At 49.8% G+C, this 25365-nt stretch carries 29 protein-coding genes and 2 tRNA genes; 15 read left to right on the top strand and 16 right to left on the bottom strand.

Going from position 1 to position 25365, the window contains the following annotated elements; genetic code table 11:
* Positions 1–57 precede the first annotated feature (57 nt).
* The 3 genes from H6G89_RS13685 to H6G89_RS13675 all read left to right on the top strand — a co-directional run bounded on the left by H6G89_RS13685 (position 58) and on the right by H6G89_RS13675 (position 2731).
* Complete coding sequence (locus H6G89_RS13685; protein WP_190507117.1) at positions 58–1500, top strand: hypothetical protein; 1443 nt, start codon at positions 58–60, stop codon at positions 1498–1500.
* A gap of 2 nt (positions 1501–1502) precedes the next feature.
* A complete protein-coding gene (locus tag H6G89_RS13680) occupies positions 1503–2339 on the top strand; it encodes a pentapeptide repeat-containing protein (protein WP_190507115.1) in 837 nt (278 codons plus the stop codon).
* A 188-nt stretch (positions 2340–2527) separates the two neighbouring features.
* Positions 2528–2731 (top strand): hypothetical protein, encoded by a 204-nt coding sequence (locus H6G89_RS13675; RefSeq protein ID WP_190507113.1) that lies wholly within the window; start codon positions 2528–2530, stop codon positions 2729–2731.
* Between the two features lie 2 nt (positions 2732–2733).
* Here H6G89_RS13675 and H6G89_RS13670 read toward each other — a convergent pair whose 3' ends face one another.
* From H6G89_RS13670 to H6G89_RS13660, 3 genes are all read right to left on the bottom strand, one after another.
* Positions 2734–3912, bottom strand: a complete 1179-nt coding sequence (locus tag H6G89_RS13670; RefSeq protein WP_190507111.1) for an ABC transporter permease — start codon at positions 3910–3912, stop codon at positions 2734–2736.
* Positions 3913–3956: 44 nt separating this feature from the next.
* Entirely contained in the window at positions 3957–5201 is a 1245-nt protein-coding gene (locus H6G89_RS13665; protein WP_190507109.1) for an efflux RND transporter periplasmic adaptor subunit, read from the bottom strand.
* Between the two features lie 376 nt (positions 5202–5577).
* Entirely contained in the window at positions 5578–5973 is a 396-nt protein-coding gene (locus tag H6G89_RS13660; protein WP_190507108.1) for an AbrB family transcriptional regulator, read from the bottom strand.
* Between the two features lie 389 nt (positions 5974–6362).
* Between H6G89_RS13660 and H6G89_RS13655 the strand changes: the two genes are divergently transcribed.
* The 3 genes from H6G89_RS13655 (at position 6363) to rpmA (ending at position 7745) form a co-directional block, all read left to right on the top strand.
* Complete coding sequence (locus tag H6G89_RS13655) at positions 6363–6806, top strand: Rrf2 family transcriptional regulator (protein ID WP_190507106.1); 444 nt, start codon at positions 6363–6365, stop codon at positions 6804–6806.
* Between the two features lie 163 nt (positions 6807–6969).
* The gene (gene rplU, locus H6G89_RS13650; RefSeq protein ID WP_190507104.1) at positions 6970–7377 is read left to right on the top strand and encodes a 50S ribosomal protein L21; all 408 of its coding nucleotides are present in this window, start codon (positions 6970–6972) and stop codon (positions 7375–7377) included.
* Between the two features lie 95 nt (positions 7378–7472).
* Positions 7473–7745 (top strand): 50S ribosomal protein L27, encoded by a 273-nt coding sequence (gene rpmA / locus H6G89_RS13645; RefSeq protein ID WP_190507101.1) that lies wholly within the window; start codon positions 7473–7475, stop codon positions 7743–7745.
* 1125 nt (positions 7746–8870) lie between these two features.
* Here the strand turns inward: rpmA and H6G89_RS13640 are convergent.
* Positions 8871–8944, bottom strand: a tRNA-Asp gene (locus H6G89_RS13640).
* 226 nt (positions 8945–9170) lie between these two features.
* Between H6G89_RS13640 and H6G89_RS13635 the strand changes: the two genes are divergently transcribed.
* Positions 9171–9692: a hypothetical protein gene (locus H6G89_RS13635; protein WP_190507099.1), complete on the top strand. Its 522-nt coding sequence runs from the start codon at positions 9171–9173 to the stop codon at positions 9690–9692.
* Positions 9693–9926: 234 nt separating this feature from the next.
* Here H6G89_RS13635 and H6G89_RS13630 read toward each other — a convergent pair.
* The 6 genes from H6G89_RS13630 to H6G89_RS13605 all read right to left on the bottom strand — a co-directional run bounded on the left by H6G89_RS13630 (position 9927) and on the right by H6G89_RS13605 (position 13717).
* Positions 9927–10000: transfer RNA gene (locus H6G89_RS13630), tRNA-Asp, on the bottom strand.
* 54 nt (positions 10001–10054) lie between these two features.
* Positions 10055–10897, bottom strand: a complete 843-nt coding sequence (locus H6G89_RS13625; protein WP_190507097.1) for a prepilin peptidase — start codon at positions 10895–10897, stop codon at positions 10055–10057.
* 5 nt (positions 10898–10902) lie between these two features.
* Positions 10903–11202, bottom strand: a complete 300-nt coding sequence (locus H6G89_RS13620) for a hypothetical protein (protein WP_339384621.1) — start codon at positions 11200–11202, stop codon at positions 10903–10905.
* 228 nt (positions 11203–11430) lie between these two features.
* Positions 11431–12099, bottom strand: coding sequence for an endonuclease III domain-containing protein (locus H6G89_RS13615; protein WP_199336699.1), 669 nt, complete (start codon positions 12097–12099; stop codon positions 11431–11433).
* A 163-nt stretch (positions 12100–12262) separates the two neighbouring features.
* Entirely contained in the window at positions 12263–13342 is a 1080-nt protein-coding gene (gene leuB / locus H6G89_RS13610) for a 3-isopropylmalate dehydrogenase (protein ID WP_190507095.1), read from the bottom strand.
* A 66-nt stretch (positions 13343–13408) separates the two neighbouring features.
* Positions 13409–13717: a hypothetical protein gene (locus H6G89_RS13605; RefSeq protein ID WP_190507094.1), complete on the bottom strand. Its 309-nt coding sequence runs from the start codon at positions 13715–13717 to the stop codon at positions 13409–13411.
* A gap of 252 nt (positions 13718–13969) precedes the next feature.
* On the opposite strand from H6G89_RS13605, the gene H6G89_RS13600 reads away from it, so the two are divergent.
* The 4 genes from H6G89_RS13600 to grpE all read left to right on the top strand — a co-directional run bounded on the left by H6G89_RS13600 (position 13970) and on the right by grpE (position 16894).
* On the top strand, positions 13970–14866 hold the full coding sequence (locus H6G89_RS13600) for a CoB--CoM heterodisulfide reductase iron-sulfur subunit B family protein (RefSeq protein WP_190507092.1): 897 nt from the start codon (positions 13970–13972) through the stop codon (positions 14864–14866).
* Positions 14867–15068: 202 nt separating this feature from the next.
* On the top strand, positions 15069–15329 hold the full coding sequence (locus tag H6G89_RS13595; protein WP_190507090.1) for a ParB N-terminal domain-containing protein: 261 nt from the start codon (positions 15069–15071) through the stop codon (positions 15327–15329).
* Between the two features lie 97 nt (positions 15330–15426).
* Positions 15427–15915 (top strand): Dps family protein, encoded by a 489-nt coding sequence (locus tag H6G89_RS13590; protein WP_190507088.1) that lies wholly within the window; start codon positions 15427–15429, stop codon positions 15913–15915.
* 301 nt (positions 15916–16216) lie between these two features.
* Positions 16217–16894 carry a nucleotide exchange factor GrpE gene (grpE, locus tag H6G89_RS13585; protein ID WP_190507086.1) on the top strand — a complete coding sequence of 226 codons (678 nt, stop codon included), beginning with the start codon at positions 16217–16219 and terminating at the stop codon, positions 16892–16894.
* Between the two features lie 286 nt (positions 16895–17180).
* Here grpE and H6G89_RS13580 read toward each other — a convergent pair whose 3' ends face one another.
* Both H6G89_RS13580 and H6G89_RS13575 read right to left on the bottom strand, forming a co-directional pair.
* A complete protein-coding gene (locus tag H6G89_RS13580) occupies positions 17181–17465 on the bottom strand; it encodes a hypothetical protein (RefSeq protein WP_190507078.1) in 285 nt (94 codons plus the stop codon).
* A 336-nt stretch (positions 17466–17801) separates the two neighbouring features.
* Positions 17802–18161: a DUF2203 family protein gene (locus H6G89_RS13575; protein WP_190507076.1), complete on the bottom strand. Its 360-nt coding sequence runs from the start codon at positions 18159–18161 to the stop codon at positions 17802–17804.
* Positions 18162–18376: 215 nt separating this feature from the next.
* Between H6G89_RS13575 and H6G89_RS13570 the strand changes: the two genes are divergently transcribed.
* Together H6G89_RS13570 and H6G89_RS13565 are read left to right on the top strand one after the other, a co-directional pair.
* Positions 18377–18682: a DUF6439 family protein gene (locus tag H6G89_RS13570; RefSeq protein ID WP_190507074.1), complete on the top strand. Its 306-nt coding sequence runs from the start codon at positions 18377–18379 to the stop codon at positions 18680–18682.
* A 23-nt stretch (positions 18683–18705) separates the two neighbouring features.
* Positions 18706–18888 (top strand): hypothetical protein, encoded by a 183-nt coding sequence (locus H6G89_RS13565; protein ID WP_190507072.1) that lies wholly within the window; start codon positions 18706–18708, stop codon positions 18886–18888.
* A 30-nt stretch (positions 18889–18918) separates the two neighbouring features.
* Here H6G89_RS13565 and H6G89_RS13560 read toward each other — a convergent pair whose 3' ends face one another.
* Both H6G89_RS13560 and H6G89_RS13555 read right to left on the bottom strand, forming a co-directional pair.
* Entirely contained in the window at positions 18919–19257 is a 339-nt protein-coding gene (locus H6G89_RS13560; RefSeq protein ID WP_190507070.1) for a hypothetical protein, read from the bottom strand.
* 229 nt (positions 19258–19486) lie between these two features.
* A complete protein-coding gene (locus H6G89_RS13555) occupies positions 19487–20314 on the bottom strand; it encodes a hypothetical protein (RefSeq protein ID WP_190507069.1) in 828 nt (275 codons plus the stop codon).
* Between the two features lie 317 nt (positions 20315–20631).
* Between H6G89_RS13555 and H6G89_RS13550 the strand changes: the two genes are divergently transcribed.
* Both H6G89_RS13550 and H6G89_RS13545 read left to right on the top strand, forming a co-directional pair.
* Positions 20632–21585: a WG repeat-containing protein gene (locus H6G89_RS13550; protein ID WP_190507067.1), complete on the top strand. Its 954-nt coding sequence runs from the start codon at positions 20632–20634 to the stop codon at positions 21583–21585.
* Positions 21586–21875: 290 nt separating this feature from the next.
* On the top strand, positions 21876–23024 hold the full coding sequence (locus H6G89_RS13545; RefSeq protein ID WP_190507065.1) for a histidinol-phosphate transaminase: 1149 nt from the start codon (positions 21876–21878) through the stop codon (positions 23022–23024).
* Here the strand turns inward: H6G89_RS13545 and H6G89_RS13540 are convergent.
* Both H6G89_RS13540 and H6G89_RS13535 read right to left on the bottom strand, forming a co-directional pair.
* Entirely contained in the window at positions 23021–23818 is a 798-nt protein-coding gene (locus H6G89_RS13540) for a DUF928 domain-containing protein (RefSeq protein WP_190507063.1), read from the bottom strand. The genes H6G89_RS13545 and H6G89_RS13540 overlap by 4 nt on opposite strands.
* 217 nt (positions 23819–24035) lie before the next feature.
* Positions 24036–25226: an aminotransferase class V-fold PLP-dependent enzyme gene (locus H6G89_RS13535; RefSeq protein ID WP_190507061.1), complete on the bottom strand. Its 1191-nt coding sequence runs from the start codon at positions 25224–25226 to the stop codon at positions 24036–24038.
* Between the last annotated feature and the right edge of the window lie 139 nt (positions 25227–25365).

Below are 25365 nucleotides of genomic sequence, written 5' to 3'. Positions count from 1 at the left end.
TTCAGATTGGCGATCGCCCTGTTAGCTCAACAATTCCCACTTGTCATTTGAGTTGTTATGGTTCCTAAGGAGACTACCTCGCCTCCCTGTGGAAGGTTGCTGTTGGAGAGGATGCAGGCGTTGCTGATGACGACACGGCATTGGTTATCGGCAATCCTAGTACAGAACTGGGCAACGGTCGGAGCCGTAGCACCTCTTTTGCTATTAGGCACTGCTGCGAGGGAGACATCCTCCTGGGAACAGACGCTGATTTCTCAATTGTCGATGTCGCGATCGCCCCTGGTGACGGTAGCGGTTAATGATGCAGGAGAGTCATTTCCAGACTTTAGTACGGCAGTTGTCGCCAATTTCCCAACATTTAATAGCCAGCGACTTGATCAGCAACTTCGGATCTATGCGAATTATCTGGCTGAGTTTGGTCCTCCAGATGTGCTAATTGTGGGCAGTTCGCGATCGCTCCAGGGGATTGATCCAGAGGTGCTGCAACAGGCGTTAGCTGCCAGAGGTTTACCTAACCTGCGAATCTACAATTTTGGGATCAATGGGGCAACGGCTCAAGTGGTTGACCTGGTATTGCGGCGGGTGTTGACCCCAAACCAACTACCTCGCCTGATCATTTGGGCGGATGGGTCACGAGCCTTTAACAGTGCGCGAGTAGACCAGACCTACAATGGCATCGTGGCATCAGACGGATACAAACGATTGGCGACGGGTGCCCGTCCTATCCGCTACATTCCTCTACCTGCGATCGAACCCGATCGCGAAATTTGTGTAGAGTTTCCTCCAGCGGCGATGAGTGATGTTGCTGCTTACAGTCCTTATTTAGACGCCCAACAACAGATTTATCCCCTGACTCAGGGAGAGATAGAACCTATTGAACCCCTTTTAGGGGCGTGGCTCACCAATAGAGTTGACGGTCGGCGCGATCGTGCCGCAGGTTCCTCTTGCGCTCTGCTACCGCAATTGCTGCAATCAGAGACACCATCTCAGTCAACAGCCACTCCCTCGAATCAGACTTCTCGTGCCACTCCCACCCCGATCGCACCTGATTTGAGTCGGAGTGGTTTTCAGTCGGTGCCTATAGAATTTAACCCAGCGACTTATTATCGTCAGTTTCCCAGAGTGTCGGGTCGCTATGATAGCAACTACACGCCGTTTCGGTTGGAGGGGGTGCAAACCACAGCAGCGATCGCCATTGCCCGTTTTGCCCGCAACCAACGCATCCCTCTGGTGTTTGTGAGTCTGCCTCTGACTCGCGAATATCTTGACCCGGTTCGTATGACACATGAAGAACGCTTTCGGCAACACATGCAGCAGTTAGCCGCACGGGAAGGGTTTTTATTTCGAGATCTGATGCAGCGTTGGGCTACTCAAAATAATTACTTTGCTGATCCCAGCCATCTCAATCGCAACGGGGCACGCGCAGTGGCACAATACCTGGCAACGGATACAGCCATTCCATGGCTCCAACTCCGCTCAATTTCCACCCAAGGTCCCTAGCCATGGAAGAATCTCCAGAACAGAAATATCTCTGGCTCAAGCGTAGTCAAAGCTGGGTCTTGTATTGGCTCAACCGCCTGCCGACTGCCCTCGAAGTACTGTTTTTGGTTGCGATCATTCGCTTGTTAGAAAACACCCCAGTTGGCAGGACGTTTATTACCTGGCTCGGGATTCAAAGTTTTTTAGAAATTATTGAAAGCGTCAGTATTCTAGTTGCCGTTTTTATTTACTTCAAAGAGGGACCCGAACGCCAGAAGCGATCGCGCTACGAAGCCTGGAAGGTAATTGATGCGGCTCATGGGCGTCGCAACAGTTATGCGCGGATTCAAGCCCTGCAAGACCTGAATGAGGAGGGGATTAGTCTGCGAGGATTAGACGCCCCCAAAGCCGATTTGCGGGAGATCAACCTGAGAAAGGCGATGCTGCTGAATGCCAACTTACAAAAGGCAGACTTGTTAGAAGCTAACCTACAAAAGGCAGACCTGCGAGCCGCGAACCTGTGTCGGGCAAACCTGCAACGCGCCAACCTGCAAAAAGCAGACCTGCGAGCCGCAAATCTGGTTGAGGCAAACTTGTTGGGGGCTGATCTGGAAAACGTCAACCTGAAAGCGGCAGACCTCAAAGATGCCAAATTAAGAGCGGCTAACCTCAAAGGAGCTAATTTATTAGGCGCAAACCTGCAAGGCACCGACCTGCGAATTGCGGAGCATCTGACCCCCGAACAGGTCAAAGCGGCTCGCCATTGGACAGAGGCACTGTATGACCCAGAATTTATGAATCAATTGGGTTTAGAACCAAGACCTGATGTTCCGCCGACAGAATTGTTTTTTAACGGGTAAAAATTCATTAAAACCTTACAATTTTGGCGAAGAACTGTAATACTCGTTAAGGAAACGTAAAGCTAAACTCAGCTTTTGTAAAAGTTAATTAGCAATTAAGCTAGGGGTTCGGTTCCTTTCCATGACCTGGGAATAGTAAATCCAAGGGTTTAGCGACACTCCGAAAACCATTACACCTGCTAGTAATCATGTATTTCGCCGAATTTACACTCCCTGGAACGATGGAGCTGGTGAATGAGCTGGTGATTCATGCGGCTTCTGAAGCGATCGCCACCCAGTTTGCTCAAGAGTATGCCTCTCATTGGGAATTTGAGCTATTTGCTCTGACCGTAGCAACTGAGCAACAGGTGCGGTTCTGTCGGTTGACAGGCAATGCCGTGGCGATCGCCTAGCCTTATTCAGAGCGCAAAGCTTTGACGGGATCAATCTGGCTGGCTCGCAGGGCAGGGGCAAAGCTAGCTCCCACTCCGACCGATAAGGCTGATCCCAGAGCAATCGTGGCAGAAGTTGCATCAAATTCATAGGGCAACTCAAATCGTTCAGCGATTGCCAGTGTTAAACCGTGTACTGTGGCGATCGCCAGAATGCCACCGACCAAGCTCAACAGCGTTGCCTCCAAGATAAATTGCACCATGATTTCGTTGCGAGTTGCGCCGATAGCTCGCCTCAAGCCAATTTCAGCGGTGCGCTCGGTAACAGAGGCAATCATGATATTAGCGATGCCTACCCCCCCAACCAGTAGGGCGATCGCCCCGACCGCTGCCAGCGATCGCGCCGTTAGTTTCAACACCTGTCGCTGTTCCAAAATATCTTCGACATTGTTCCACTGAGAAAACCGTTGTCCTGGAAAACGCTGCATCAACAGTTCCTCAGCCTGCTCGCCAATTTTCTCCAGGTCGTCCAAATAGTAAGGACGCAACCGGATACTACCGACATCGCGGCGTCCTGTTAAGGCGTTATGAAACGCACTGGTGATCAACAATCGTCCTTCACTGGGTTCCTCGTCGTCTCTTAGCTTGGTTTGCACCACTCCCACAACGACATAGGGCTGTTGGTTGGCATAAATCCGCTGACCAATTGGATTCGCATTTCCGAAGAGTTGAGCGGCGAGTAACTCATCAATGATTACAACGGGACGGTAACTCGCGTAGTCCGCCGCAGTAAACGATCGCCCTGCAATCACTGGATTGCCCGTGGTAAACAAAAAATCTTGAGTGACGGCAACGACTGATGTAGGAGCCGTTTGGTCTTGAAAGGTCACTTCGGTCGATCGCGCCCAATTAAGGGCACTGATGGATTGTAAACCGGGCAATCGTTGCTGCAAAAATGTGATGTCATCCTGTTGGAGCCGAATTCGGTTGGGTTGCCAATCAGGAAATAAACTGGCGTGTGGGGCTTCTCGTGTGGCGAGGCGACGAGCAATGACCGCCTGACTGATATGTCCTACTTGCAGAGTCGCACTGACAGCCGTAACCCCCATAAACACGCCCAATGCCGTTAGCACCGAGCGGAGGGGGTTGCCACTGAGCGATCGATAAGTCAGTTTCAATAAATCAATCGGGGCAAGGCTCATAGGAGGATTTAGCAAGCAATGGCGTCAGTTTTGTGCAGTTGAAATTACTCTGGGGAGCCAGCAGTTGACTCTGATGTGGGAGCGGTCAGAGCACCGGGGGTTAACACCACATCTGGAGAGGGCAAAATGATCTCTTCACCGACTTGCAATCCAGATGTCACTTCAATTTCAGTCAACCCCTCAAGCCCTAACTCAATAGGACGTTGTTGGGCTTTGCCTTCCGCGTCTCTAACCCAGACAAAGGGTTCGTCGCCCTGTTGAACGGCTTCTACCGCCAGTGCAATTACATTAGGTCGTTGTTCGAGAATAATTTCGACGTTGACCTGGCTACCCGGTATCAATGTTCGAGTGGGTTGATCTAACCGAATGATGGTTGGAACAGTGGCTTGATCCGACTGATCGTAGGAGCTTTGACCTTCCGCAGAGGGAACGATCGCCTGAGGATAGAGACTTTGAACCCGCCCCATAAATACCTCTGGGTTAGGTCCAATGACGCTGACTCGTACCCGTTGATTAACCTCAACCTGAGCAGCATCAAGCGTGGAAAGCTGAAGTTGCACCAACTCTTGACTGGGATCGCCGAGAGTCAATAACTCGGTACGTAACTCGACCCCATCCCCATCATCTACATTGACCCCTAACACGATTCCAGTAATGGGAGCGGTGATAACGGTGTCCTGCAATTGCCGCTGAATCCGTTGGCTCTCCAATCTCAAACTTTTCAACTCCAGATTAGCGGTGCGGGCATCAGATTCAGCCGCCCGTAAGTTTGTTAGGGTCGTGCGCACCTTGTCTGCCTGTTCCTGTACTTGGGTCTGGGCGATCGCCCCTGCTTCTGCCAGCGCACTTAAGCGTTGCAGCCACTCCCGATCTGACACAAGTTGCTCTTGCGATTCTGAAATCCGTTGTTGGTGTCGTGCCAACGTCAACTCTTGTTGGACAATCTTGACTTCCTGGTTAGCCAGTGCGGTTTGCCGTTCTGGGTTGCGTAGAGTCAGCAACACCTGCCCCTGAGTGACGCGATCGCCCGGTTGCACCAACACTTCCTCAACTGCCCCTTCTGCTGGAGATTTGAGGGTTTGCTGACCTCCCAGTTGCACCGTTCCACTGGCATTAATTGTAGTTTCAACCGTATCTCGCTCTACAGTCAGCAAACGAACAGATACCGGGTCGGCAGGGCGGTTTAGCCATACCGCATAGGCTAACCAACCCAGGAGGCTTAGCAAAGCAAGTACACCCGACCCAATCAACCACTGAACACCCGTTTTGAATTTCCTTTTACCACTCATAGCGGTTTAAGTCGAGTTAGTTTGTAATGGTAGACCCATTACAAGTATCAATCTGATAAGACATTTTGCCTATCAATATAAGCCATTAGTTTTTAGTGCAACTCTTTGGAAGCAATAAAACAGGTCAATTGAGAAGTATCTGAGTTAGGTGGGTTTTCTCACCTGAAAGTGGGGATCGCTCTTTATTAACGAATGCATCAAAAGTAGGATTGAAGTTATTAAAACGTCAATTTCGTGAATAAAGTTTGCCTTCTAATTATTCTAGGAGATTTAGATTTGAGGATTGCTTTGATTCCTTACTAAAACAAAACCTCTCAGGTTTTGATCCTGAGAGGAGAGCCTTCTAAAAATGAAAATTGCTGCGATATTCGGTGAATTACTCTTCTTCTCCCAACTCGTCGCTATCAAGTTGCTTGAGACGAATATGCTTGCGACCAAGGGAAATCTCAAATTCATCCCCAGGTTTTAGATCCATCTGCTTCGTGTAAGCAGAACCAATCAGTAAATTGCCGTTTGATTGAACAGTAATACGATAGCTAGCACTACGCCCCCCTCGACCATTGGTGGATTGCTTTCCATCCAACTCAATTTCTTTTGCCTCAAGCAGCGCGTTGTAGAATTTCATCATATTGACGCGCTCAACACCGTTTTTAGTAACGGTGTAATACCCACACTCCTTTGCCTTTTCTTCTTTACTGAGGTGCTCCAGTTGTTTGACTTTAGACAGGAGTGCCTCACCTGTTAGAGGTTCGATTTTCTTTTTCTTATTCATTAACTTGACTCTGAACCAATCAACAAGAAGCCCACATCACATCATTCTAGCTGAGATAACCCAACAAATTACTTTATCGGGTATATATCAGCTTGTGAAACCATACTACACTGACATAGATATTTTTTTCCATCGTATTTCTGGCTGAAATGCAATCTCTTTAATGAGTTTCTCGTGTGTTGGATAAATGTTTCCTTGACATGAAACCACGATGGAATAGCCTATAGCATTCGTGGGAATATCTCTATTACTAATAAGGAATTAATGATCACTCCATGACAAATGACTGTGAAAACGGATTCTACAAAATCCCAAAATGACCTGAGTTGAATTGTTCAGGTTTAAGCCAATACATCCGCCCCTACCATCGATCCTTTATATTAGGTGAGATGAAGCTAACAACTCGCGGACATTATAGTGTTAAAGCTCTCCTTGATCTGAGTTTGCAACCTGGTTATGGACCTGCCTCAGTCAAGGTCATTGCTCAACGACAAAATCTACCTGCTCCCTATCTAGAGAAACTGTTGATTGAGATGCGGCAAGCGGGTTTGGTAGAGTCGATTCGTGGTGCTCAGGGTGGCTATCGTTTGCGGCGATCGCCCAATCAAATTTCCCTGGGGCATATTCTCGAAGCAGTCGGTGAGACGATCGAACCATTAGCCCGCTATATGCCTGATGCTGAGCAAGCCGAAGATTGGGTTACGTTTACTTTGTGGAATCGCCTCCACGAAAAGTTAAAGGATGCGCTGTATAGCATCTCATTGGCAGATTTGTATTACGACGCCCGCAGTTGGCAAGCAGCCCAGGGCGAAACCAGCAGTTTTGTGATTTAAGAGCGATCGCCCTTGACACTTCCGCTACCAATTCGCGATGATGGTTAACTGGTTGTAAATTCTGTTCGGATCAGGTCAACTCTCTCAAAGTCAGTGCGATCGCCTCTGTAATGCTACAGCTTGGTTCGCCGGCTACCTGTACGGCAGTCAATAGGAAAATATCATGGCTTACGCAATTATTGAGACAGGTGGCAAGCAACTCCGGGTTGAGCCAGGTCGTTTTTACGATGTTGAGCGACTGGCAGTTGGCGAAGACGAAGCCGTCACCATAGACCGGGTTCTATTCGTTGAAAACGATGGCGATGTGTCCATTGGTCAGCCCTTTGTGACAGGTGCAACCGTAGAAGGAACCGTGCTACGGCATCTGCGCGGACGCAAAATTATTGTTTACAAAATGCGTCCTAAGAAGAAAACTCGTAAGAAGCAAGGGCATCGTCAAGAGTTGACCCGGTTGATGATTAACTCCATTAACCTCAACGGCTCAGAGGTTGGTGGCGGTGAGCAAGCAGCTAAGCCTGAGGCTCCAACTAAAGCTGAATCAGTCAGTGAGCAAACTGAAGACGAAGATTAAGTTGAGCAGGGTCTTTAGGGCGATCGCCACGGTTTGCATCACACACAAAGCTACTTATCACACATTAAGCTAGGGTTAGATAGGAGAAAAGCACGATGGCTCATAAGAAAGGGACGGGTAGTACTCGCAACGGACGTGACTCCAATGCTCAACGCCTTGGCGTCAAGCGATATGGCGGTCAGGTTGTTCGTGCAGGCAACATTTTGGTACGGCAACGTGGCACCAAGATTCATCCTGGCGTGAATGTGGGTCGTGGTTCTGACGACACTCTGTTTGCCCTGGTTGACGGAGTTGTTACCTTTGAACGGAAGGGCAAAGGTCGCAAAAAAGTGAGCATTTATCCAGTTGCTGAAGCGGTTTCTGCATAGTCGCAGTGCTTGATTACCTCGACTACATTGAGCAAAATTCTCTTGCTCAATCCGTTTTAAGCCTCAATTGTTGAGGATCAACATATTTAGAGCCACCTGATCAGGTGGCTTTTTTCGTGTTACGGCAACTGTCAATCCAGTTATCGCAGTACTCACTAAGGCTAGGACGGGGTGCAGGGGTGGAACCCCTGGCTGGGAGCGCAGCCCCCACACCCCCTTATGTCCTAATGCATATGCGTAGGGCTATATAGCCGTAGCCACATTCGATGGGGTGGAGCGAGTCAGGAAGCTTTCCCAGCATCAGGGTTTGAGCCATTGCCTTTGCCTTAAGCTTTCTGACCAAAGCTATAAGACGTGGGAGTGTAGAGGCTTTGCCCCAGTCAGGGATTCTGCTTAGTTCCCTTTACCCACAGGACTTACGCAGTTAGATCCCCCAAGCCTCCTTAGAAAAGGGGCTTCCGGAATTCCTCCCTTTTCAAAGGGACTGGGCAGGGTGGTTTCATATACACGAAGAAAAGTGAATTGGAGTTTAATCCCCTTAATCTGCCCCCTAAATCCCCCAATTCTGGGGGACTTCAGACCAACTTCCCCCCAATTTTGGGGGGCTAGGGGGCGAAGCAAAAATTCTTCACTTGTATGAAACCACCCTCCCTTTTCAAAGGGACTGGGGGGGATCAAAGTTTTAGGCCTCAAGTGCATAATTCCTAAATCGCTTTGGATGGAGCGTATTTTGCCGAAAGCTTAGGGATCTGGCGAATGAATTCGCAGCTATTTGAGCCAAGCCCGCCAACACAGACTCCAGAAGATGAAGGGTTTGCCGGGCGTTGCTGATCTTGGGGATGAATGAGTCGCGAGCAGGATGCTCGCACTGGTTTAAACGATTCACCTGAAAGGAGTGTGAGCGTCTCGCTCACGTCTGTATCAAGATAATCATCCCTCTATTCAGCAACGCCGGTTTGCCGAACCGACATCGGTCGGCTTTGCTCTTGTAGTTACGGTTTTAACTGCAAGATCCTGATCCCGAACCCAGGTTCAATTAGAGTACATTCATCAGATATCGCCTGGCTTACAGTGAACGGCACACCAAAAGTTCGCTACGTCCTTGTACCTTAGTAACAGTTTCTACGGGACTGACGGGGCTCGAACCCGCAACTTCCGCCGTGACAGGGCGGTGCTCTAACCAATTGAACTACAGTCCCTCACGAAGGGGTCTATCAACCGCTTCAACTACTATTCTAGGGTAATTGGGGACATGTAACCCATCCGACTAAATATTTAGAACAACCAGAAACAGATGGGCTTCTCTAACCTTCCAAAAATTTCTACTTGCCCCTTTGTGGGATGTCCCCCATTAGAAGGAACCCTTTCGTTTGTAATACAGGTAACACTAAGAGGAGAAAACCATCCTACGAGCTTTCCTATTTCATGGAAACTATTTCTTCCGATCTTAATAATAAAGAGAGGAAAAAACTCTTTTTTATAGAGTTAGTTCGTGCTGGGATTTCTTTTGATGATGCTTATGTTGTTTCCGAAATTGTTGCCTCTGCTAAACCCCCTGAAGACCTGACCCTACAGGAGCGGTGGCTCGTAAAAGAGGTTTGCCAAAAATGGCTGGATGAGCGTAATCGAGAGAATTTTCTACAACATCGTCTGGAACAACTAGGAACAGCTTACGGTTCAGCCACTTCTATTCAAGAACCGGAGAAAAAGACAGATCTCTTTGATGGAATCAAAGCTAACCAGACTACACCTCAGCCCCCATCGGGTAAGCCACACAGCAGAGAAGAAAACACAGCAACCAGGCAACCCACAGTACTTGCGATCGCCCGCAAATTAGCAGCTCTATCTCACTCTTCAGAAAAAATTCGAGATGTTTTGATATTAAATGGTTTGAACTCTTCCAAGTGGCAGTATGCCCAACCGAGCACACACACAACTGCTGAGTAATTGACTTTAGCTATGTTCGCTTTGGAAACTGCCACACGTTGATTCAAAGTGAATTCGGGATCAGGATTTTGGCGGCTGAAACCACCGCTATAGAAACAAAACCAACCTATGTCGGTTCATCTAACCCTTGATTTTCGGTAGCCTGCGAAGGCAGACTTGGCTTCGATAACCGCGAAATCATTCGCCAGGGTTTTAAACCGAACTTTAGCTCTAAAGGTAATATGGAACTCTCTACGGGACTGACGGGGCTCGAACCCGCAACTTCCGCCGTGACAGGGCGGTGCTCTAACCAATTGAACTACAGTCCCTTAATTTTGACGCGATCTCTATTGTTAGCGAAATATCGAGGTTTTGTCAAATATTTAGTGCAAGTTTTCAAAGATCATGCCTGCGGTCGGCAGAAATAGCCGCAGATAGGTTGAGATGATGGCTTGCCCAAAGAAGGTGCTGATGACGGCTCCCAGTGCCAGAAACGGACCAAAGGGCATGGGTTGACGACGGTTCAACAGACCCAGGGCGATCGCCCCTCCTCCCACAAATGCCCCGATTGCACAGGCTAAGAATCCAGCCAGTAAAAGATTTTGCCACCCTAACCAGGCTCCCATCATCGCAGCGAGCTTGGCATCTCCACCTCCCATTGCCGTCTGTCCAAAGGCGATCGATCCCAAGATTGTGATCACATCAAACATCCAAACGCCTATTACGGCTCCTACAATCCCGGTCATCAGGTGATTGGCGACTCCTGAGCTACCGGCTTCAGACCAGCCCACAGCCGCCTGAAACGCCAGTCCTGCAATTAAACCTGATTGGGTCAGAGAGTTTGGCAGAGTGAGGGTATCAAGATCAATCAGAGACAGAGCCAACAACCAGCTTAAAAATGCCCAATACCCGATCGCGGGTAGAGGTAAGGCAAATGCCCAGAATACGAAGACGAAGAGGATACCAGTGGCTGCCTCAATCAGAGGATAGCGAACTGAAATGGGATTGCGACAAAACCGACAACGTCCCTTGAGCCTGAGCCAACCCAACACGGGGACATTGTCATATTTCTTGAGTTGTTGTTTGCAGCGAGGACAGCGCGACGGTGGATAGATTAACGACACCCCAGCGGGAATGCGGTAGATCACCACATTTAAGAAGCTGCCGATGCAGGCTCCTAAAATGAACACCGCAACGCTGCTAACTGCTGAAAAGAGCAGTTCCATTACCCCTAGTGCAACTCAGACTCGATGTGATTGATGGGTATAAAGCACTCCTGAGGCAGCAGCACAGGTTTGCCCGTGAAGATGAGCTTACCGCGATAGGTGAAGCGATCGATCGCCACTCCTAACGGACGTTGCACCTGCTCAGGATGCACCTCGTAATAGGTTCGATAAATGTGTCGAGCCGCCTGCAACAACGAGGGGTCTAGCAAGGCGGAGAAATCCATCGGCTCTGCTCGACTCGTTGTTTTAGTATCTAAACCGGGTTTAACCGGATTTTGTGTTGACGTTTGTTTTGAAGCGTACACTACCCGCTTACCCCCATTTGCTAGCTCGGCTTTAGTCCATTTGTATTATTACAGCAAGATCTGAGCCGAGATGACATAAAGATAACTGAAAAAAATGGTCAGTGGTCAATTGTTCATGGTCCATCGTTAATACTCAGGGGTCAATGGTCAGGAGTCATTCGATCGAGTCTCACGGTCAAGACATTGATCGTTTATCTTTCTTCCCTATTCTCCTACTACATTCCCCTACTACCGATGTTGTTGAACACCGACCTGTTGGCACATTTCCAACAGGGGGCAGGTGGAGCAGTGGGGTGAAGTACCTGTGCAGACGTGTTTTCCAAAGGGAACGAGTAAGCGATTGATTTCAATCCAGTAGTTCTTTGGCAGAACTGTTTCTAAAGCAGCCAGGGTCTTTTCAGGGGTGCGAGATTGGACGTAGCCCCAGCGGTTTGTGACACGGTGAACGTGGGTATCGACGCTGATATAGGGTTGCTGGCAGGCGATTCCCAGGGTCAGATGGGCACATTTGGGACCAACCCCCTTAAAGGACAACAGAACATCGACGTCACAGGGCAAAACGCCATCATATTCAGTGACAATGCGTTGCGCGATCGCCCAAATTTGCTCTGACTTGGGTTCCGGGTAAGTGCAGTCTCGAATCAACTTGCTGATCTCCGCTGACGTTAGCTGCACCATTTCCGCTGGCGTGCGAGCACGCTCAAACAATCGCTGCGACACGGGCAGACTAACCTCATCGTAGGTGCGAATCGAGATGATGCAGGAGATCAGTTGCTCAAACGGCGATTGGTATCCCAGATCAGCCAACTCAAACATTGCCGCTTTGGGGAAAGGCTTTACAGCTTCCTGGAGACGGGCGATCGCAACGTCGATGTCAAACGGAACTTTGGCAAGCACAATGGAAAGGCTAAAGGATAAAGGATGAAGGATAAAAAGTTGATAATCCTCACTGTTGAGGTAGTTACGTTTATCCTCTCTCCTCTTTCAGCCTTTATCCTTCATCCTTCAGCCTTATTCCTCTCTTCCCTCTTCTTTTTTCCCTCTTCTTTTTTCTTTTTTCCTACAGTGCTTTTAGCAACGCCTCACCCATTGCCTGACAACCTACCAGTGTCATTCCGGGTGACATGATATCCCCGGTACGATAGCCCTGGTCGAGCACTTTGAGCACCGCTTGTTCAATGCGATCGCTGGCTTCGGGTTCGTTTAAGCCGTAGCGCAACATCATTGCTGCACTCAACACCTGGGCGATCGGGTTGGCTTTGTCCTGCCCGGCGATGTCGGGGGCAGAACCATGGACGGGTTCAAACACACCGGGACCCGATGCCCCCAAACTGGCGGAGGGCAACATACCAATGCTGCCAGTCAGCATCGCGGCGGCGTCGGAGAGGATGTCTCCAAACAGGTTGCCTGTCACGATGGTGTCGAATTGCTTGGGATAGCGCACCAACTGCATCGCAGCGTTATCGACATACATGTGAGACAGTTCGACGTCGGGGTATTCTTGTGAGAGTTGAGTGATGCGATCGCGCCACAACTGCGACACCTCCAACACATTCGCCTTATCTACGGAACAGAGCCGACCCTGGCGTTTACGAGCCGCTTCAAATGCCACTCTCCCGATGCGCTCAATCTCGGACTCGGTGTAAGCCATTGTATTGACACCGCGTTTTTCGCCTGTCTCGGTAGTGAAGATACCCTTAGGCTGCCCAAAATAAACGCCTCCGGTCAGTTCACGCACCACCATGATATCTACGCCTTCCACGATGTCGCGTTTGAGGCTGGAGGCATCGACCAACTGAGGCAGAATTTTTGCAGGACGCAAGTTTGCAAACAGCCCCAAGCCTGCTCTCAATCCCAACAAGCCTCGCTCTGGGCGTTGATGACTGGGCAGTGTATCCCACTTGAAGCCCCCGATCGCTGCGAGTAACACTGCATCACTGTTTCGGCAGGTTTCTAAACTCTCAGACGGCAATGGATCACCCGTTAAATCAATGGCCGCTCCTCCAATGGGTGCTTCCTGAAAGGTAAATTGCAGATTCAACTGCTGACCAATCTCTTTAAGTACCGATACCGCCACTGACATGATTTCTGGACCGATGCCGTCGCCGGGTAAAAGAGTGATGCGGTATTGCTTTGCCATAGGTCTAAAATTCAGTCAGAGATAGGTATACAGCGATCCAGTATTGTATCTCAAATTGCGATCGCCCTAATTCAACGACGTCAAAAACTCAACACGCGGCAGCAACGGATCTTCCACTAACCCAATGCCATCAAAGCCCCACCGTTGCAACATTCCTTTCAATTGAGTACTGGGAATAGACTCTACGGCAAAGCGATCGCTCACCCCTGACCCGTGTGTGTTCAGATAGCTCAACGCATCGGAATGCTCCCGAAACAACAGCACATAGCCCGTGGTGGGGTTGTCTGGATTGGATGAGGTGGTCGTTCTTGGTCGTGCCACCAAATATTGCCCATCCTGTTTGGAGCGAACGAAATAAAAAATTTGCGACAACATCAATAACAGTCCTCAGTCAATAGTTGATGGTCAATGGTCAATGGCAAATGGCAAATGAGTTATCACATCAAGTTCTTTGAGGGGTTCTATGGGAACGACGAACAATTGACGATTGACAATTAACAATTGACAACTGACAACTGACTGTTTCTTATCTATCTCCCTCAACGATATTAAAGGAGTGTGATGAGTTGCCACGAGTGGTATCTAAGAAAGGCATGATAGATAAAGCTTGTCTTAACAAATTGTGCCATGACTCTTAAATATGCGTATTTCCCTGGCTGTGTTGCTCAAGGAGCGTGCCGGGAGCTGTATCAATCGACTGCCGCGTTGACCCAGGCATTAGGCATTGAACTGGTGGAGTTGAAAAAAGCCTCTTGCTGTGGCTCTGGCACATTCAAAGAAGATTCTCAGTTGTTAGAAGATACGGTCAATGCCCGCAATATTGCTCTGGCAGAGCAATTGAACTTGCCCCTGTTGACCCATTGCAGCACTTGTCAGGGCGTGATTGGGCATGTGGATGAACGGCTTAAAGAGGCGCAGAAAAAGAATCCTGCCTATGTGGATCAGGTCAACGGCTTCTTGAAGAATGAGGGCTGCTCTCCCTACAAAGGCAGTACTGAAGTTAAGCATTTGCTGTGGGCGATCGTCGGGGATTACGGTCTGGAGGCAGTGCAGGAGCGAGTTACCCGCAAGCTGGCGGGGTTGAAGTGTGCCGCATTCTATGGATGCTATTTGCTGCGAGCGCAAGACAGCATTCCCTTTGATGACCCCCACAGCCCAGAGTCAATGGAGAATGTTTTCCGAGCTGTAGGAGCAACGCCTGTTTATTATCGGGGGCGGACGCAATGCTGTGGATGGCCCCTCTCTAGCTACGCCACGACGCAGGCGTTCCAGATGGCAGGCGGACACATTCAAGAGGCGATCGCCGCTGGAGCCGATTGTCTAGTGACACCCTGTCCTCTGTGTCACCTTAACCTTGACTCACGCCAACCCGAAGTCGAAAAGGTGATCGGTCGTGATTTGGGTCTACCTGTATTGCACCTGCCCCAACTGGTTGCCCTGGCACTGGGAGTCAGCCCTAAACAATTAGGACTCGATCGCCACATCGTCTCTACAAAACCTGTTTTAGAAAAATTGGGATTTTAGGGATGGGTCATTAGAAATAGGTCAATGGTCAATCGTTAATGGTTGATGGTCAATCGTTAATGGTTGATGGTCAAGTGTGAGTGGGTTCCTTCTACACCCCACTCCCATTCCCTACTTCCTCGGGGAGAAGAAAAAAATTTAGTTGCAAGTCGTAGTCGTTATGAGTATGATTTAGAAAGAAGCCGATGATTAGGTCAGACAAATGAGGATTGAAGCCATTCCTATCGATAAAATTCAACGCCCCTTGTATCGGCAGAATGATACAGCTAAGGTTGAGTCGTTGATGGAATCCATTCAAGAAATTGGGTTACAAGAACCGATTGACGTTTTAGAAGTAGACGGGCAATATTACGGTTTTTCGGGTTGCCATCGCTTTGAAGCCTGTTCTCGGCTAGGACACAACACCATTCTCTGTAAGGTGCGTCGTGCCCCCAAATCGGTTCTAAAAATGCACCTGGCTTAATACCTGTCTCAAGAGAACCTCTTCTATAACTAAAGAGGGCGTTTTTAGATCGGGCTAAGAGTTTCATAACGTTTATTGATTGGACTCAGGAGAGAGTATGCAACTACAAGAACAAGTTCCCCAAATCGACATTGGGATTAATGAAGGCGATCGCACGGCAATTGTTGAGGGATTGTCGCGCCTGTTAGCGGATACCTACACGCTGTATCTCAAAACTCACAACTTCCACTGGAACGTAACTGGTCCCATGTTCCAAACGCTACACACGATGTTCGAGACACAGTACACCGAGTTGGCTGTTGCTGTGGATGACATTGCTGAACGGATTCGCTCTCTCGGCTTCCCGGCGTTGGGAACCTATAGCGATTTCGCCCGACTCAGCTCAATTCCTGAAACTCCTGGTGTGCCTAAAGCTGAGGATATGATTCGTCTGTTGGTTGAAGCCAACGAAGCCGTAGTTCGGACGGCTCGTGGAGCATTTCCAGCAGCAGAAAAAGCAGGGGATGAGTCAACGGCTGATTTGTTGACTGAGCGGATGCGTCTACATGAAAAAACTGCCTGGATGTTGAGAAGCTTGTTGCAGTAAGTTCATGGTTAATAGGTTAATGGTCAATGGTTAATAGTTAATGGTTAATTGTATTGACTCACCAGGTTAGCCTAAATACGCGGTGCGTTACGCTGACGCTAACAGCACCCTACGCGGCTAATGTTCTGAGTCATTACAGGTAATGGTTAGGGGTCGGTAGAGATGCCCATGCTGATGAGCAAATGACAATTGACCATTGACTACTGACTACTGACCATTGGCTACCGACTACTGACTACTAACTACTGATCGTTGCCGATCGAGTAGATAATGAGGGTTAACTCTTCAATCTGCTCTATCTATGAGTCGTTCTAGTGCACCGGATTACACCCATCGATTGCGATCGCTGATGCAGTCGGTGGGTGTTTTGAGTTTTAAAGCCCTCAGCCGTCTGGCAGGAGTTTCAGAGTGGCAGGTGCAGCAGTTGCGTCAGGGAAGGGTCGCACAGATGCAAGTGGGGCAGGTGCAAAAGTTGGCTGAGGCACTGGGGCGATCGCTGCCAGAGTTACTAGAGCTGTTTTCAGAAGAGTCTGAGCTATCAAATGAGGCATCCCAAACTTCACCTACAGATGCACTCGAAGCCCAAATCACGGACTTGAAGCAGGAATATCAACGCCTGCAAACCCAACTCGCAGAGCAGCAGGACAAGCTGCGACAGGAATTTCAGCAGACCAGCTTGCAAGCTCTGGAATCCCTGTTGCTGCAACTCCCAACAGCTATCTACGCTGCACAACAAAATCCTCAAGTGCCAGCGACTCGTCTGGTGCCGTTGTTACGTCCGATTGACCAACTATTGCAGAGTTGGGGCATTGAGGCGATCGCCCCTGTCGGTGAAGAGTTAGCCTACGATCCCCAACACCATCAATTGATGGAGGGCAGTGCGCAACCTGGCGATCGCGTTCGAGTGCGTTACACCGGATATCGGCAGGGAGAGAGACTGTTGTACCGTGCGAAAGTCAGTCCTATTAATAAAGAATGAAGAATGAAAAGAGAAAAAAGAAAGTCAAGGATTTTGGCGATTGAAATCGCAACGGTAACAAAGTGCTGAGGACTGAGTGCTGAGACTGAAACCCAACATTCTTGGAGCGTTGGATTTCGCAATGCGCAACCCAACCTACAAGTTTTGTGAGTTATTTAACGTTCGTTCCTAAGACAAACTTGGCTCTGGTAGAGTTCGATGACTCGATTGAGCTTCACCAAACGTCTGAGCGCACACGAAAGTCTGCGAATTGATTCGCCAGGTGCTTAACCCAAATTGACATCAGTTAGGTAGTCAGTCTAAACGGATGAACTGGCAATGCTCTGACGAGGACTCCGTTAACCGAAATACTGATTTGCTGTGCCAGTCGTAATTGTGCGACTGGCTCTCTGATTAAGGCGATCGCCCCTTGAACAGCGTTTGCGGTTTGCATATCTCGACAATCAATCCGCAAGGTGCCCCAACGGCGTGAGAGGCGGCAGGATTTGATGACCTGCAATTGCTCAAGTTGGATTGGGTCTTCGCGATAAAAACTTAAGATAAGGCGGGTGAGTTGCGAATACCAGTTCATAGTGTTGCTTGATCAATAAAGTCAGCTTGGATATCAGCCCAAACCAAATAGCCTTACCAACAGTGCGCTTTACCGTTGGTAACACTTTGACCAACATCTTCAGGGGTCGGTCTGAATCGCTGAATTTATTGAAGCGCACACTCCTGACCATCGTGGCAAGTCGCAAGAAGATTTAACGACTTGAGAACCAGGAAAAATTTAACTTGATTTACTTGAAAGCAGCGATTGGAGAGCGTTTCAAAAGACGATCAAGACAAAATGAGCGATCGCCTTTGTAACAATCCCGCACGATTGGTTAAAACAAGTCCATGAAGTTTTGCATCATCTGGTCGGGGATTAACCAGCGCAGGATTTCAACACCCACCCCAAAATGATGCCAAGTCCGCCAAAGCGTACCGCAATCCAAAAGATTTCCTTAAACCCCTTCCACGAAAACAACTGACTTTCCAGCGCGATTTCCAACTCTTCCAGTCGCTGTTTGAGCCGCTTAATCTCCGCCTGTAAAGCAGCCGTAGGGTTGTATTTCAACTGATCCTGGTTATATCGCAACTGCTGCTGTAACTCTGCCTGCTGTTGTTGGTCAGCTTGCACCTGAGCATGGCGAGCCTTCAGAGCAGCGAGCGATCGCTCTACTTCTGCTAGCGTCTGTTCAAACGTTTGCTCATCTGAGGGGGATGGGTCTTGGGAAGGCTTCATGCTGACGTAGTAGAGTAAGAGATAAGCGACTCGCTAAACGCTAAGGATTGTGGATTCAATAAATCCGCAAACTGTAGGGGCGGGTTTAGTAGACCAATCTGCGACCTGCCTGAGTTTGACGGCAAAACCCGCCACTGCCCAATATCGAACTTATTTAAGTCTCATTCCTAAGACTGTTGGCATTTTACTCGTGCACCTTGATTTTAGAGGACTATATGCCTGACACAACCCCAATTCGTTCTTTGACATCTGAAGCCCTGTCCAATCCTAAAACTAGCCCTTTATCAGACTTGAGCACCCTCGAACTGGTTCAAGCCCTGGCAGAACGGTTGGCGATCGCTCCTAATGATTGGCATCGGCTCAAGTCAAACCGCAACGCCCGTGCTCGTGAACAGGCGGCGATCGCTCTCGTTTACTTGCTGAAGGAGAACCCCGAAGAAGCGTTGCCACGGTTGCAACAGGCGGTGGGTTGGCTCGATCGCTCCATCTCTGCTCCACCCTGCCCAACCCATGGGCGATGATCAGGATAGCTGAGCCATTCAGAATGCACAAGAAACAAAAAGCGGCGTTGCTGATCTTGGGGATGAATGAGTTGCGAGCAGGATGCTCGCACTGGCTTAAACGATTTGCCTTAAGGGAGTGTGAGCGTCTCGCTTACGCCTATGTCAGTGCCTTTCGCGAAACGCTCCTACAAAATTCAGATTCGCTGGATCAGCAACACCTGTGATCGCTTGTTTATCCTTCAGCCCTTATCCTTCTAACCCGACTTGCCTGATTCCTCTTCCTCGATTTCTGGCTTAGAGGAGGGCATCGTAAACAAATTGAGGGACGAACCAGCATTTGAGATAGGGGCTGATGACTGACTGGATGACTGGACAGAATAGTTGCTGGTTTGTGGTTGGGGTGCGCTGGCAAGCGAATGACACAACAGCGTCAATGCACAAGAACAAAGCGCAAGACACCAGAGATCGACAGCTTTATTGGAACGTAGCCAATGGCTGGATGATGAGGTTGCGATCGCCTCGACTTTGGCTTGAGATGTCAGGCGAGGTAAGCGATCGCTGTATGGGTTTTGTCTGGCGTATCTGTTGCTCATTCTCGTTACTTTGTTCCCTTTTTAATAGTCAATCTCGTTGCAGTGTCTAGTCTCATGACACAGTTAAACCCTGTGTCGTTCATCTCAGTGCGCCCATACAGAGCTTACCCAACCTTTCTAGATTAACGCACACGCGCAATTTGCCTCCGAATGCAGAAGGCAGCAAACTATCCCTCGCTATCAAAGACGCAGACGAGTCGCAAAAGTTCACCTGTATGGAACCCTCTCACTAGCCCTGATAGCCCGATAAGGTTTTTAACTGCTCTATCGATTGCACCCCCGGATAAAACTGCTCGTTAATTCTCCAGGTGGGGAAAGTAGTGACATTACTTTGACGGCACGGGTCAGCGGCTCCAGTAAATTCAGGACTGGTAGGCGAGGTACACAGTTGCACATTGAGCCTGTTCATAATTTCGGCACCGAGTATCTCTTGCTGACGTTCGCAATCGGTGCAGGCTTCATCATCCACCAAATACAGTGTCGTCTCTAGTGTCCTGAGATGGGTCGTCAGGGCGATCGCCTCCTCAACTGCCTCTGGTGAAGCACTGGCAGTAGGGGAAGGGGAGGCTCCCACAGGAGCCGTGAGGGTGACATCAGGGGTGGTAATGTTTGCCCGCTGTTGCGCAGTGGTTAACTGGCTTTTGTATTCGTTGATTTTTTGCTCGACTCCGCTATGACGGGGGTGATCGGTAGGGATGCGTCGCAGGAGGGCGATCGCCTGCTCCCAGCGATTGCTGACCAAACTCCAATCATCCCGTGATTGAGCGGATTGAGATAAGACTTGAGCATTGGCTGCTGCCTCCAGAGCATTTTCCCACAACACATCTGGAGCAACGCTGGCCGTGGGAGTGGGTGGAGTGACGCTCGGTGTAGGTGGCACAGAGGTGATCGGTGAGGGCGCAGTCGAGGTCGATGGCGAAATCCATTGAGTGCAACCTGCCAGGGCTGACAGAGCAACTGTTGAGGCAAACACAAACCAGAAATGAAACTGTTGATCCATAGCAACTGCGTCTACTTCGTCTAAAGTTGACACCAAAGGGCGATGAAGTCTACTCATAGACTCGGTAAATTCTAGCTAAATTGTAACGATTACTCCGTTAAGGGAAACGGCTTCGCATTGTACTGTCGAGTCGTCTCAAGCGATCGCTGATGCTTTTTCCTCAAACTAACGGTCATTGCTGGACTGCGCCAAATCGGTTTATTCTCTCCTAGAAGGTGTGTATGCAACACGTTCGCCGTTTGTGGATAGGTTACGTTGCGTTCATGTTAGCTGCGTGTGTTCAGTCTCTTAACTCTGAACCTATCCTTGAGCCAATGACACTACAACAGAGTTTTCATTCGGCTCGCTCTCATCCGCCCACCCCTAGTCAGAGAATGGACGATTCGATTTTACGATTTGACTTTGCCTCAGATTTCTCAGAAGGATTAGCGGCCGTCAAGATTGGCGATCGCTATAGCTACATTGACCATACGGGCAGTGAGGCACTCGTGGTTGACCCCGTTTTAGAAGCCATTTCCCCCTTTTCAGACAACATGGCACTGACACGGGTCAATCAGGTTTATGGCTATATCGACCGGGCTGGGGCGATCATCGTGCCACCGCAATACATCAGTGCCACTCCTTTTTCAGAAGGGTTGGCAGCGGTGCGCCCCGGTAATCGCTATGGCTACATCAACCCTGCTGGGGAATTGGTGATCGAGCCTCAATTTACCCTGGCTTCTGCCTTCTCAAACGGATTGGCATCGGTCAAAGTAGACAACACCTATGGGTTTATCGATCGCACAGGTCAGTGGGTGATCGAGCCTCAGTTTGCCGATGCCTGGAGCTTTTCAGAAGAGCGAGCAGCCGTGAAGGTCAACAACCAGTGGGGTTACCTTGATAAGACGGGGGCGATCACCATTGAACCTCAATTTGATGGAGCCTTTAGCTTTTCTAACGGACTGGCAAGAGTTCGGGATGGCAGCCAATGGGGCTTTATCGATGAGGCAGGCACAGCAGCGATCGCCCCCCAATTTGACTTTGCCTCTGATTTTTCTGAAGGGTTAGCCGCTGTTTTAGTCGGCACAAAATGGGGTTATGTGGATCAAACCGGAAATGTCGTCATCGCTCCGCAATACGACTTTGCAGCAGATTTTTCAGAGGGACTAGCGGCGGTTAAAATGGGCAATTCCTTTGGCTATATCAACAAGACAGGGGACGTTGTGATCGAACCTCACTTTGCCAGTGTCGGCTCTTTTTCAGAAGGTTTTGCCTGGGTTGAGCAAGATCGACAATGGCATTACATCGACTCGACGGGCAAGTTTCTAGGAGATTCCCATCAGGAGTGAAGACGTGAGGTAAAGGCCGATAGCCGGAAGAGGATCGCCTGCAAGCGGGTGCCTCTCGTGATTGGGGGACTGAACCCAGCGAATGAATTCGCGGCGATTGGAGCGAAGTCCGCCGACGCGGACTAAGGTTTTGTTCTGGTAGCTGCGGTTTTAACCGCTACTCCCCTAACCGTCTGCACCCCTTGCAAGACGAAGCCCCTGCACTCTGTCTTAGCCAACTCTTCAGTTGCTATAAAATCTAAAAATTGGCGTAGTCCAGCCAATACCATTTCTCCCTCAGCGTTTCTCCTATGCTTCCGTATCTCCGTTCCGACCTGGCTCAACTTGTTGCTTATACGCCTCATCCCGGTGGAGCGGGACATGCACCCACCGAGATGCCCCAGTTACTCGATCGCCTCGATACCAACGAAAGCCCAGTCGATCTGTCGGAGGAACTGAAGCAAAAACTGAGTTGGCTGGTGCAACAGGAGATCGAGTCAAACCGATATCCCGATGGCTCTCACGCCCAACTGAAAGGGGCGATCGCGAAATACGTCACAGAATCAGCACCCCTCACTACACCGATCGCCCCCGAACAGATTTCGGTGAGCAATGGGTCTGATGAACTGATTCGCTCCATTTTGATTGCCACCTGCTTGAGTGGAGAGGGATCGATTTTGGTGGCACAACCCACCTTCTCGATGTATGGCATTACAGCAAAAACGTTGGGTATCCCCGTCGTAACAGTGGGGCGATCGCCCGACTTTGAGATTAATCTGCCAGCGGCTCAGGCAGCGATCGCCCAAACCCAAAACCCTCCGATTCGGGTGGTGTTTGTAGTGCATCCTAACTCCCCCACGGGAAACGCTCTAACGGAAGCAGAGTTAGCATGGTTGCGCAACCTGCCGGAGCAGATTCTGGTTGTTGTGGATGAGGCATATTTTGAATTTAGCCAGACCACAGTCGTTGCGGAACTAGCACAGCGTCCGAATTGGGTCGTGTTGCGGACTCTATCCAAGGCGTTTCGGTTGGCAGGGCATCGAGTCGGCTATGCGATCGCCCATCCAGAGTTGATCGCTGCATTGGAAAAAGTGCGCCTACCTTACAATTTGCCGAGCCTGTCCCAGGCAGCGGCTGAGTTAGCGATCGCCCATCGCGATACGCTCCTTTCGAGCATTCCTGCCCTGTTAGCTGAGCGTGATCAGTTGCTCTCAATCTGGTCGAGTCATCCCCGTTTACAGGTCTGGTCAAGCACAGCGAACTTTATCTTTTTGCGGCTCAAACTGGGGGACGTCTCCCCAGAGCAGGCAGAGGCAACCCTGGAGGAGGTGTTTCAACAGTTGCGATCGCAGGGCACGTTAATTCGCAAGATTAGCGGTGGGTTGCGAATCACGGTGGGCACTCCCAGTGAAAATCAACGCACCGTTGAGCGATTGCAGGGGATTTTGGATTCTCTTTAAAACTCAGCAATCACAGGTTGATTGGCAAGATATTCCAGGTCAACCGATTCCAGCAATTGCTGCCACTGGGCAGTGTAGTGAGGATTGTCAGGATTCAATTGGCGCAGCGTGTGAAGCGACGTTAGTGTGTCATACCAAACCCCTGCTGCTGCCAGATGCAATGGGCGATCGCCAGTTGTACTGTGGGCTAACACGGACGACAATTCTGATCCGGGTTCAATGCGTTCTACCCAGCCATACAGCGACACATCCCCACTCGGATCAACCGGGTCGATAGGAATGACAAAGTTCCACTCGTACAGTGCTCCAAGTTGCAACGCAGAATTGCGATCGGGCATTTCGAGGTCAACGACAATAATCCCTTCTCCTTGAGGCAAGGTAAATTCCTTAGTCAGTATCAGTTGATAGTCTGGGCTGATGAGGTTTAATTCTGCTTTCATGCCTTGCGTGGGTGGCACGTAGATAAACAACTTGGGAGCGGCAGAAATCGTTCGTCCGTAGACCTGCTGGGGAACCAACACAACCGGAGGATAGCCAACCTCAAGCTCTCTGCCACATCGCCTTGAGGTATCATCGCGCCTTCCCAGAGATGGCGTTTCGCGGGATACCCAAACTATCTGAGATAAATTTGACGGATTGGTAGGGGGTGCGATCGCCTGCTTTTCACGCTCCCAGAGCCAATTCGCTTTCAGGAGGTCTGATGTTGGGTGAGCCACTCTATCCCAATCTGGCAAACTGCGGCGATTGCGAATTGCATCTCCCAAACCACAAGCCTGCACTGAAGCCGACCACACTATGGACACCAAACAACAGCCTGTTATAACGCTACCGAACAACCAATAACGCGACATGGGTTTTACCACAGAGATGGGAGGCAGATTCTACTTCCACATGCGATCGCAGTTTTCCTGAAAAATGTCAGAAATTTACACAATCAACACATCGGATAGCAACTGTCGAAACCGTTGAGCCAAACCTGCCAAAATCCTGATCCCGAATGTCTGCACAGGGCTATAAGGCGCGAATTGCCGCAACCAGACGATCAATCTCAGCCTCTGACGTAAAGTAGTGGACGCAGGCGCGAATACAGTTCGGGTTTGCCAGGGTACGCAGCAGAAACCCTTCCTGTTCCAGACGTTGGACACACTGGTCATGCTTCAATGTGCCTGCTGTCACTTGAAAGGAGACTAAACCCGACTGTGGGGGACGGTTCACCAGGCAATGAATGAAGTCGATCGCCACTAACCGTCCCCAGAGGTAGCGGCTCAATTCACAGATGCGCTGATAACGGGCTTCGGCAGTTCCCCAGGCGTTATGGAGAGCGATCGCCTCTCGCAATGCTAAACCCAATGGGTAATCAGAGGTGGCAACTTCAAACCGTCGTCCATCCGCAAGCCACCCCGTGGGGTAACCTTTGCTATCTTTGACGACGCTACGCCACCCTACAAACGTCGGAGACAGACTGTCTGCCGCTTCAGGGCTGACATACAAACCTCCTAACCCCGCTGCACCACACCACCACTTATGCCCCGTAAAGGCGTAGAAATCCACTCCCGATTCGGTCAAATTCAACGGCAACATCCCCACCGATTGCGCCGCATCCACAAACACCCGCACAGGTGCCGAGTTTGCCGGGTAAGCATGACAGGTCGCTACGATGTCTGCCAATGGCAACACCTGTCCCGTATTCCACAACACATGGCTAATAGCGACCAGACGAGTCGTGGGGCGCAAATGTTGAGCGATCGCCTCAACTGGATCTCCCCCATGCAACAAATCAAGCAAAGAAAAAACAGAAACCTCAATGCCAAATCGGTGTTGCAGGGCTTGAGCAATGCCAAAAACCGTTTGATGTTCACAATCGGATAACAGCAGATGATCGCCCGGTCGCCAATCCATACCCCACAAAGGAATATTGCATCCCGCCGAGACATTTTCTGTGAGGGTGATGGATGCAGGAGAAACGTGCAACTCAGCCGCGATCGCCCCCCGTATTTGAGCAATCTCTTGTTCAATCCAGATATTTGCCTCTCTGGAAAAGGGCCCCAACCGCTGCATCGACTCGTGGGCTTGTTGAATCGCGGCGATCGCTCCAGCAGGCATTGGACCTTGCCCTCCGTAGTTGAAATAGGCTTTGTTTATCAACGCAGGAAAGTGTTGTCGATGTTGCTCAATAGAGGTGGCAGTAGGCGTTGCAGTCATTGTGGGTGATGTGGGTTTACCAAAAATCTTTTGAATTGTAGCAAGGGCGAGGCATTCAGGAGAGAAACACCATGAAAGGGGGCGATCGCCTATCGAATGCTTTGCCCTAAATAACGTCAGTTCGGCTTAAAACCCTGAC

Source organism: Oscillatoria sp. FACHB-1407 (assembly GCF_014697545.1).
Classification (GTDB): domain Bacteria; phylum Cyanobacteriota; class Cyanobacteriia; order Elainellales; family Elainellaceae; genus FACHB-1407.
Note: the sequence above shows the minus strand (reverse complement) of the source record. Positions and strands in the feature narration are given on the sequence as shown.

Bases quoted from the DNA above. Each gene is read 5' to 3' on its own strand.
- H6G89_RS13685 (WP_190507117.1), top strand. From the start codon at position 58: ATGGTTCCTAAGGAGACTACCTCGCCTCCCTGTGGAAGGTTGCTGTTG.
- H6G89_RS13680 (WP_190507115.1), top strand. From the start codon at position 1,503: ATGGAAGAATCTCCAGAACAGAAATATCTCTGGCTCAAGCGTAGTCAA.
- H6G89_RS13675 (WP_190507113.1), top strand. From the start codon at position 2,528: ATGTATTTCGCCGAATTTACACTCCCTGGAACGATGGAGCTGGTGAAT.
- H6G89_RS13670 (WP_190507111.1), bottom strand. From the start codon at position 3,912: ATGAGCCTTGCCCCGATTGATTTATTGAAACTGACTTATCGATCGCTC.
- H6G89_RS13665 (WP_190507109.1), bottom strand. From the start codon at position 5,201: ATGAGTGGTAAAAGGAAATTCAAAACGGGTGTTCAGTGGTTGATTGGG.
- H6G89_RS13660 (WP_190507108.1), bottom strand. From the start codon at position 5,973: ATGAATAAGAAAAAGAAAATCGAACCTCTAACAGGTGAGGCACTCCTG.
- H6G89_RS13655 (WP_190507106.1), top strand. From the start codon at position 6,363: ATGAAGCTAACAACTCGCGGACATTATAGTGTTAAAGCTCTCCTTGAT.
- rplU (WP_190507104.1), top strand. From the start codon at position 6,970: ATGGCTTACGCAATTATTGAGACAGGTGGCAAGCAACTCCGGGTTGAG.
- rpmA (WP_190507101.1), top strand. From the start codon at position 7,473: ATGGCTCATAAGAAAGGGACGGGTAGTACTCGCAACGGACGTGACTCC.
- H6G89_RS13635 (WP_190507099.1), top strand. From the start codon at position 9,171: ATGGAAACTATTTCTTCCGATCTTAATAATAAAGAGAGGAAAAAACTC.
- H6G89_RS13625 (WP_190507097.1), bottom strand. From the start codon at position 10,897: ATGGAACTGCTCTTTTCAGCAGTTAGCAGCGTTGCGGTGTTCATTTTA.
- leuB (WP_190507095.1), bottom strand. From the start codon at position 13,342: ATGGCAAAGCAATACCGCATCACTCTTTTACCCGGCGACGGCATCGGT.
- H6G89_RS13605 (WP_190507094.1), bottom strand. From the start codon at position 13,717: ATGTTGTCGCAAATTTTTTATTTCGTTCGCTCCAAACAGGATGGGCAA.
- H6G89_RS13600 (WP_190507092.1), top strand. From the start codon at position 13,970: ATGACTCTTAAATATGCGTATTTCCCTGGCTGTGTTGCTCAAGGAGCG.
- H6G89_RS13595 (WP_190507090.1), top strand. From the start codon at position 15,069: ATGAGGATTGAAGCCATTCCTATCGATAAAATTCAACGCCCCTTGTAT.
- H6G89_RS13590 (WP_190507088.1), top strand. From the start codon at position 15,427: ATGCAACTACAAGAACAAGTTCCCCAAATCGACATTGGGATTAATGAA.
- grpE (WP_190507086.1), top strand. From the start codon at position 16,217: ATGAGTCGTTCTAGTGCACCGGATTACACCCATCGATTGCGATCGCTG.
- H6G89_RS13580 (WP_190507078.1), bottom strand. From the start codon at position 17,465: ATGAACTGGTATTCGCAACTCACCCGCCTTATCTTAAGTTTTTATCGC.
- H6G89_RS13575 (WP_190507076.1), bottom strand. From the start codon at position 18,161: ATGAAGCCTTCCCAAGACCCATCCCCCTCAGATGAGCAAACGTTTGAA.
- H6G89_RS13570 (WP_190507074.1), top strand. From the start codon at position 18,377: ATGCCTGACACAACCCCAATTCGTTCTTTGACATCTGAAGCCCTGTCC.
- H6G89_RS13565 (WP_190507072.1), top strand. From the start codon at position 18,706: ATGCACAAGAAACAAAAAGCGGCGTTGCTGATCTTGGGGATGAATGAG.
- H6G89_RS13560 (WP_190507070.1), bottom strand. From the start codon at position 19,257: ATGAGCAACAGATACGCCAGACAAAACCCATACAGCGATCGCTTACCT.
- H6G89_RS13555 (WP_190507069.1), bottom strand. From the start codon at position 20,314: ATGAGTAGACTTCATCGCCCTTTGGTGTCAACTTTAGACGAAGTAGAC.
- H6G89_RS13550 (WP_190507067.1), top strand. From the start codon at position 20,632: ATGGACGATTCGATTTTACGATTTGACTTTGCCTCAGATTTCTCAGAA.
- H6G89_RS13545 (WP_190507065.1), top strand. From the start codon at position 21,876: ATGCTTCCGTATCTCCGTTCCGACCTGGCTCAACTTGTTGCTTATACG.
- H6G89_RS13535 (WP_190507061.1), bottom strand. From the start codon at position 25,226: ATGACTGCAACGCCTACTGCCACCTCTATTGAGCAACATCGACAACAC.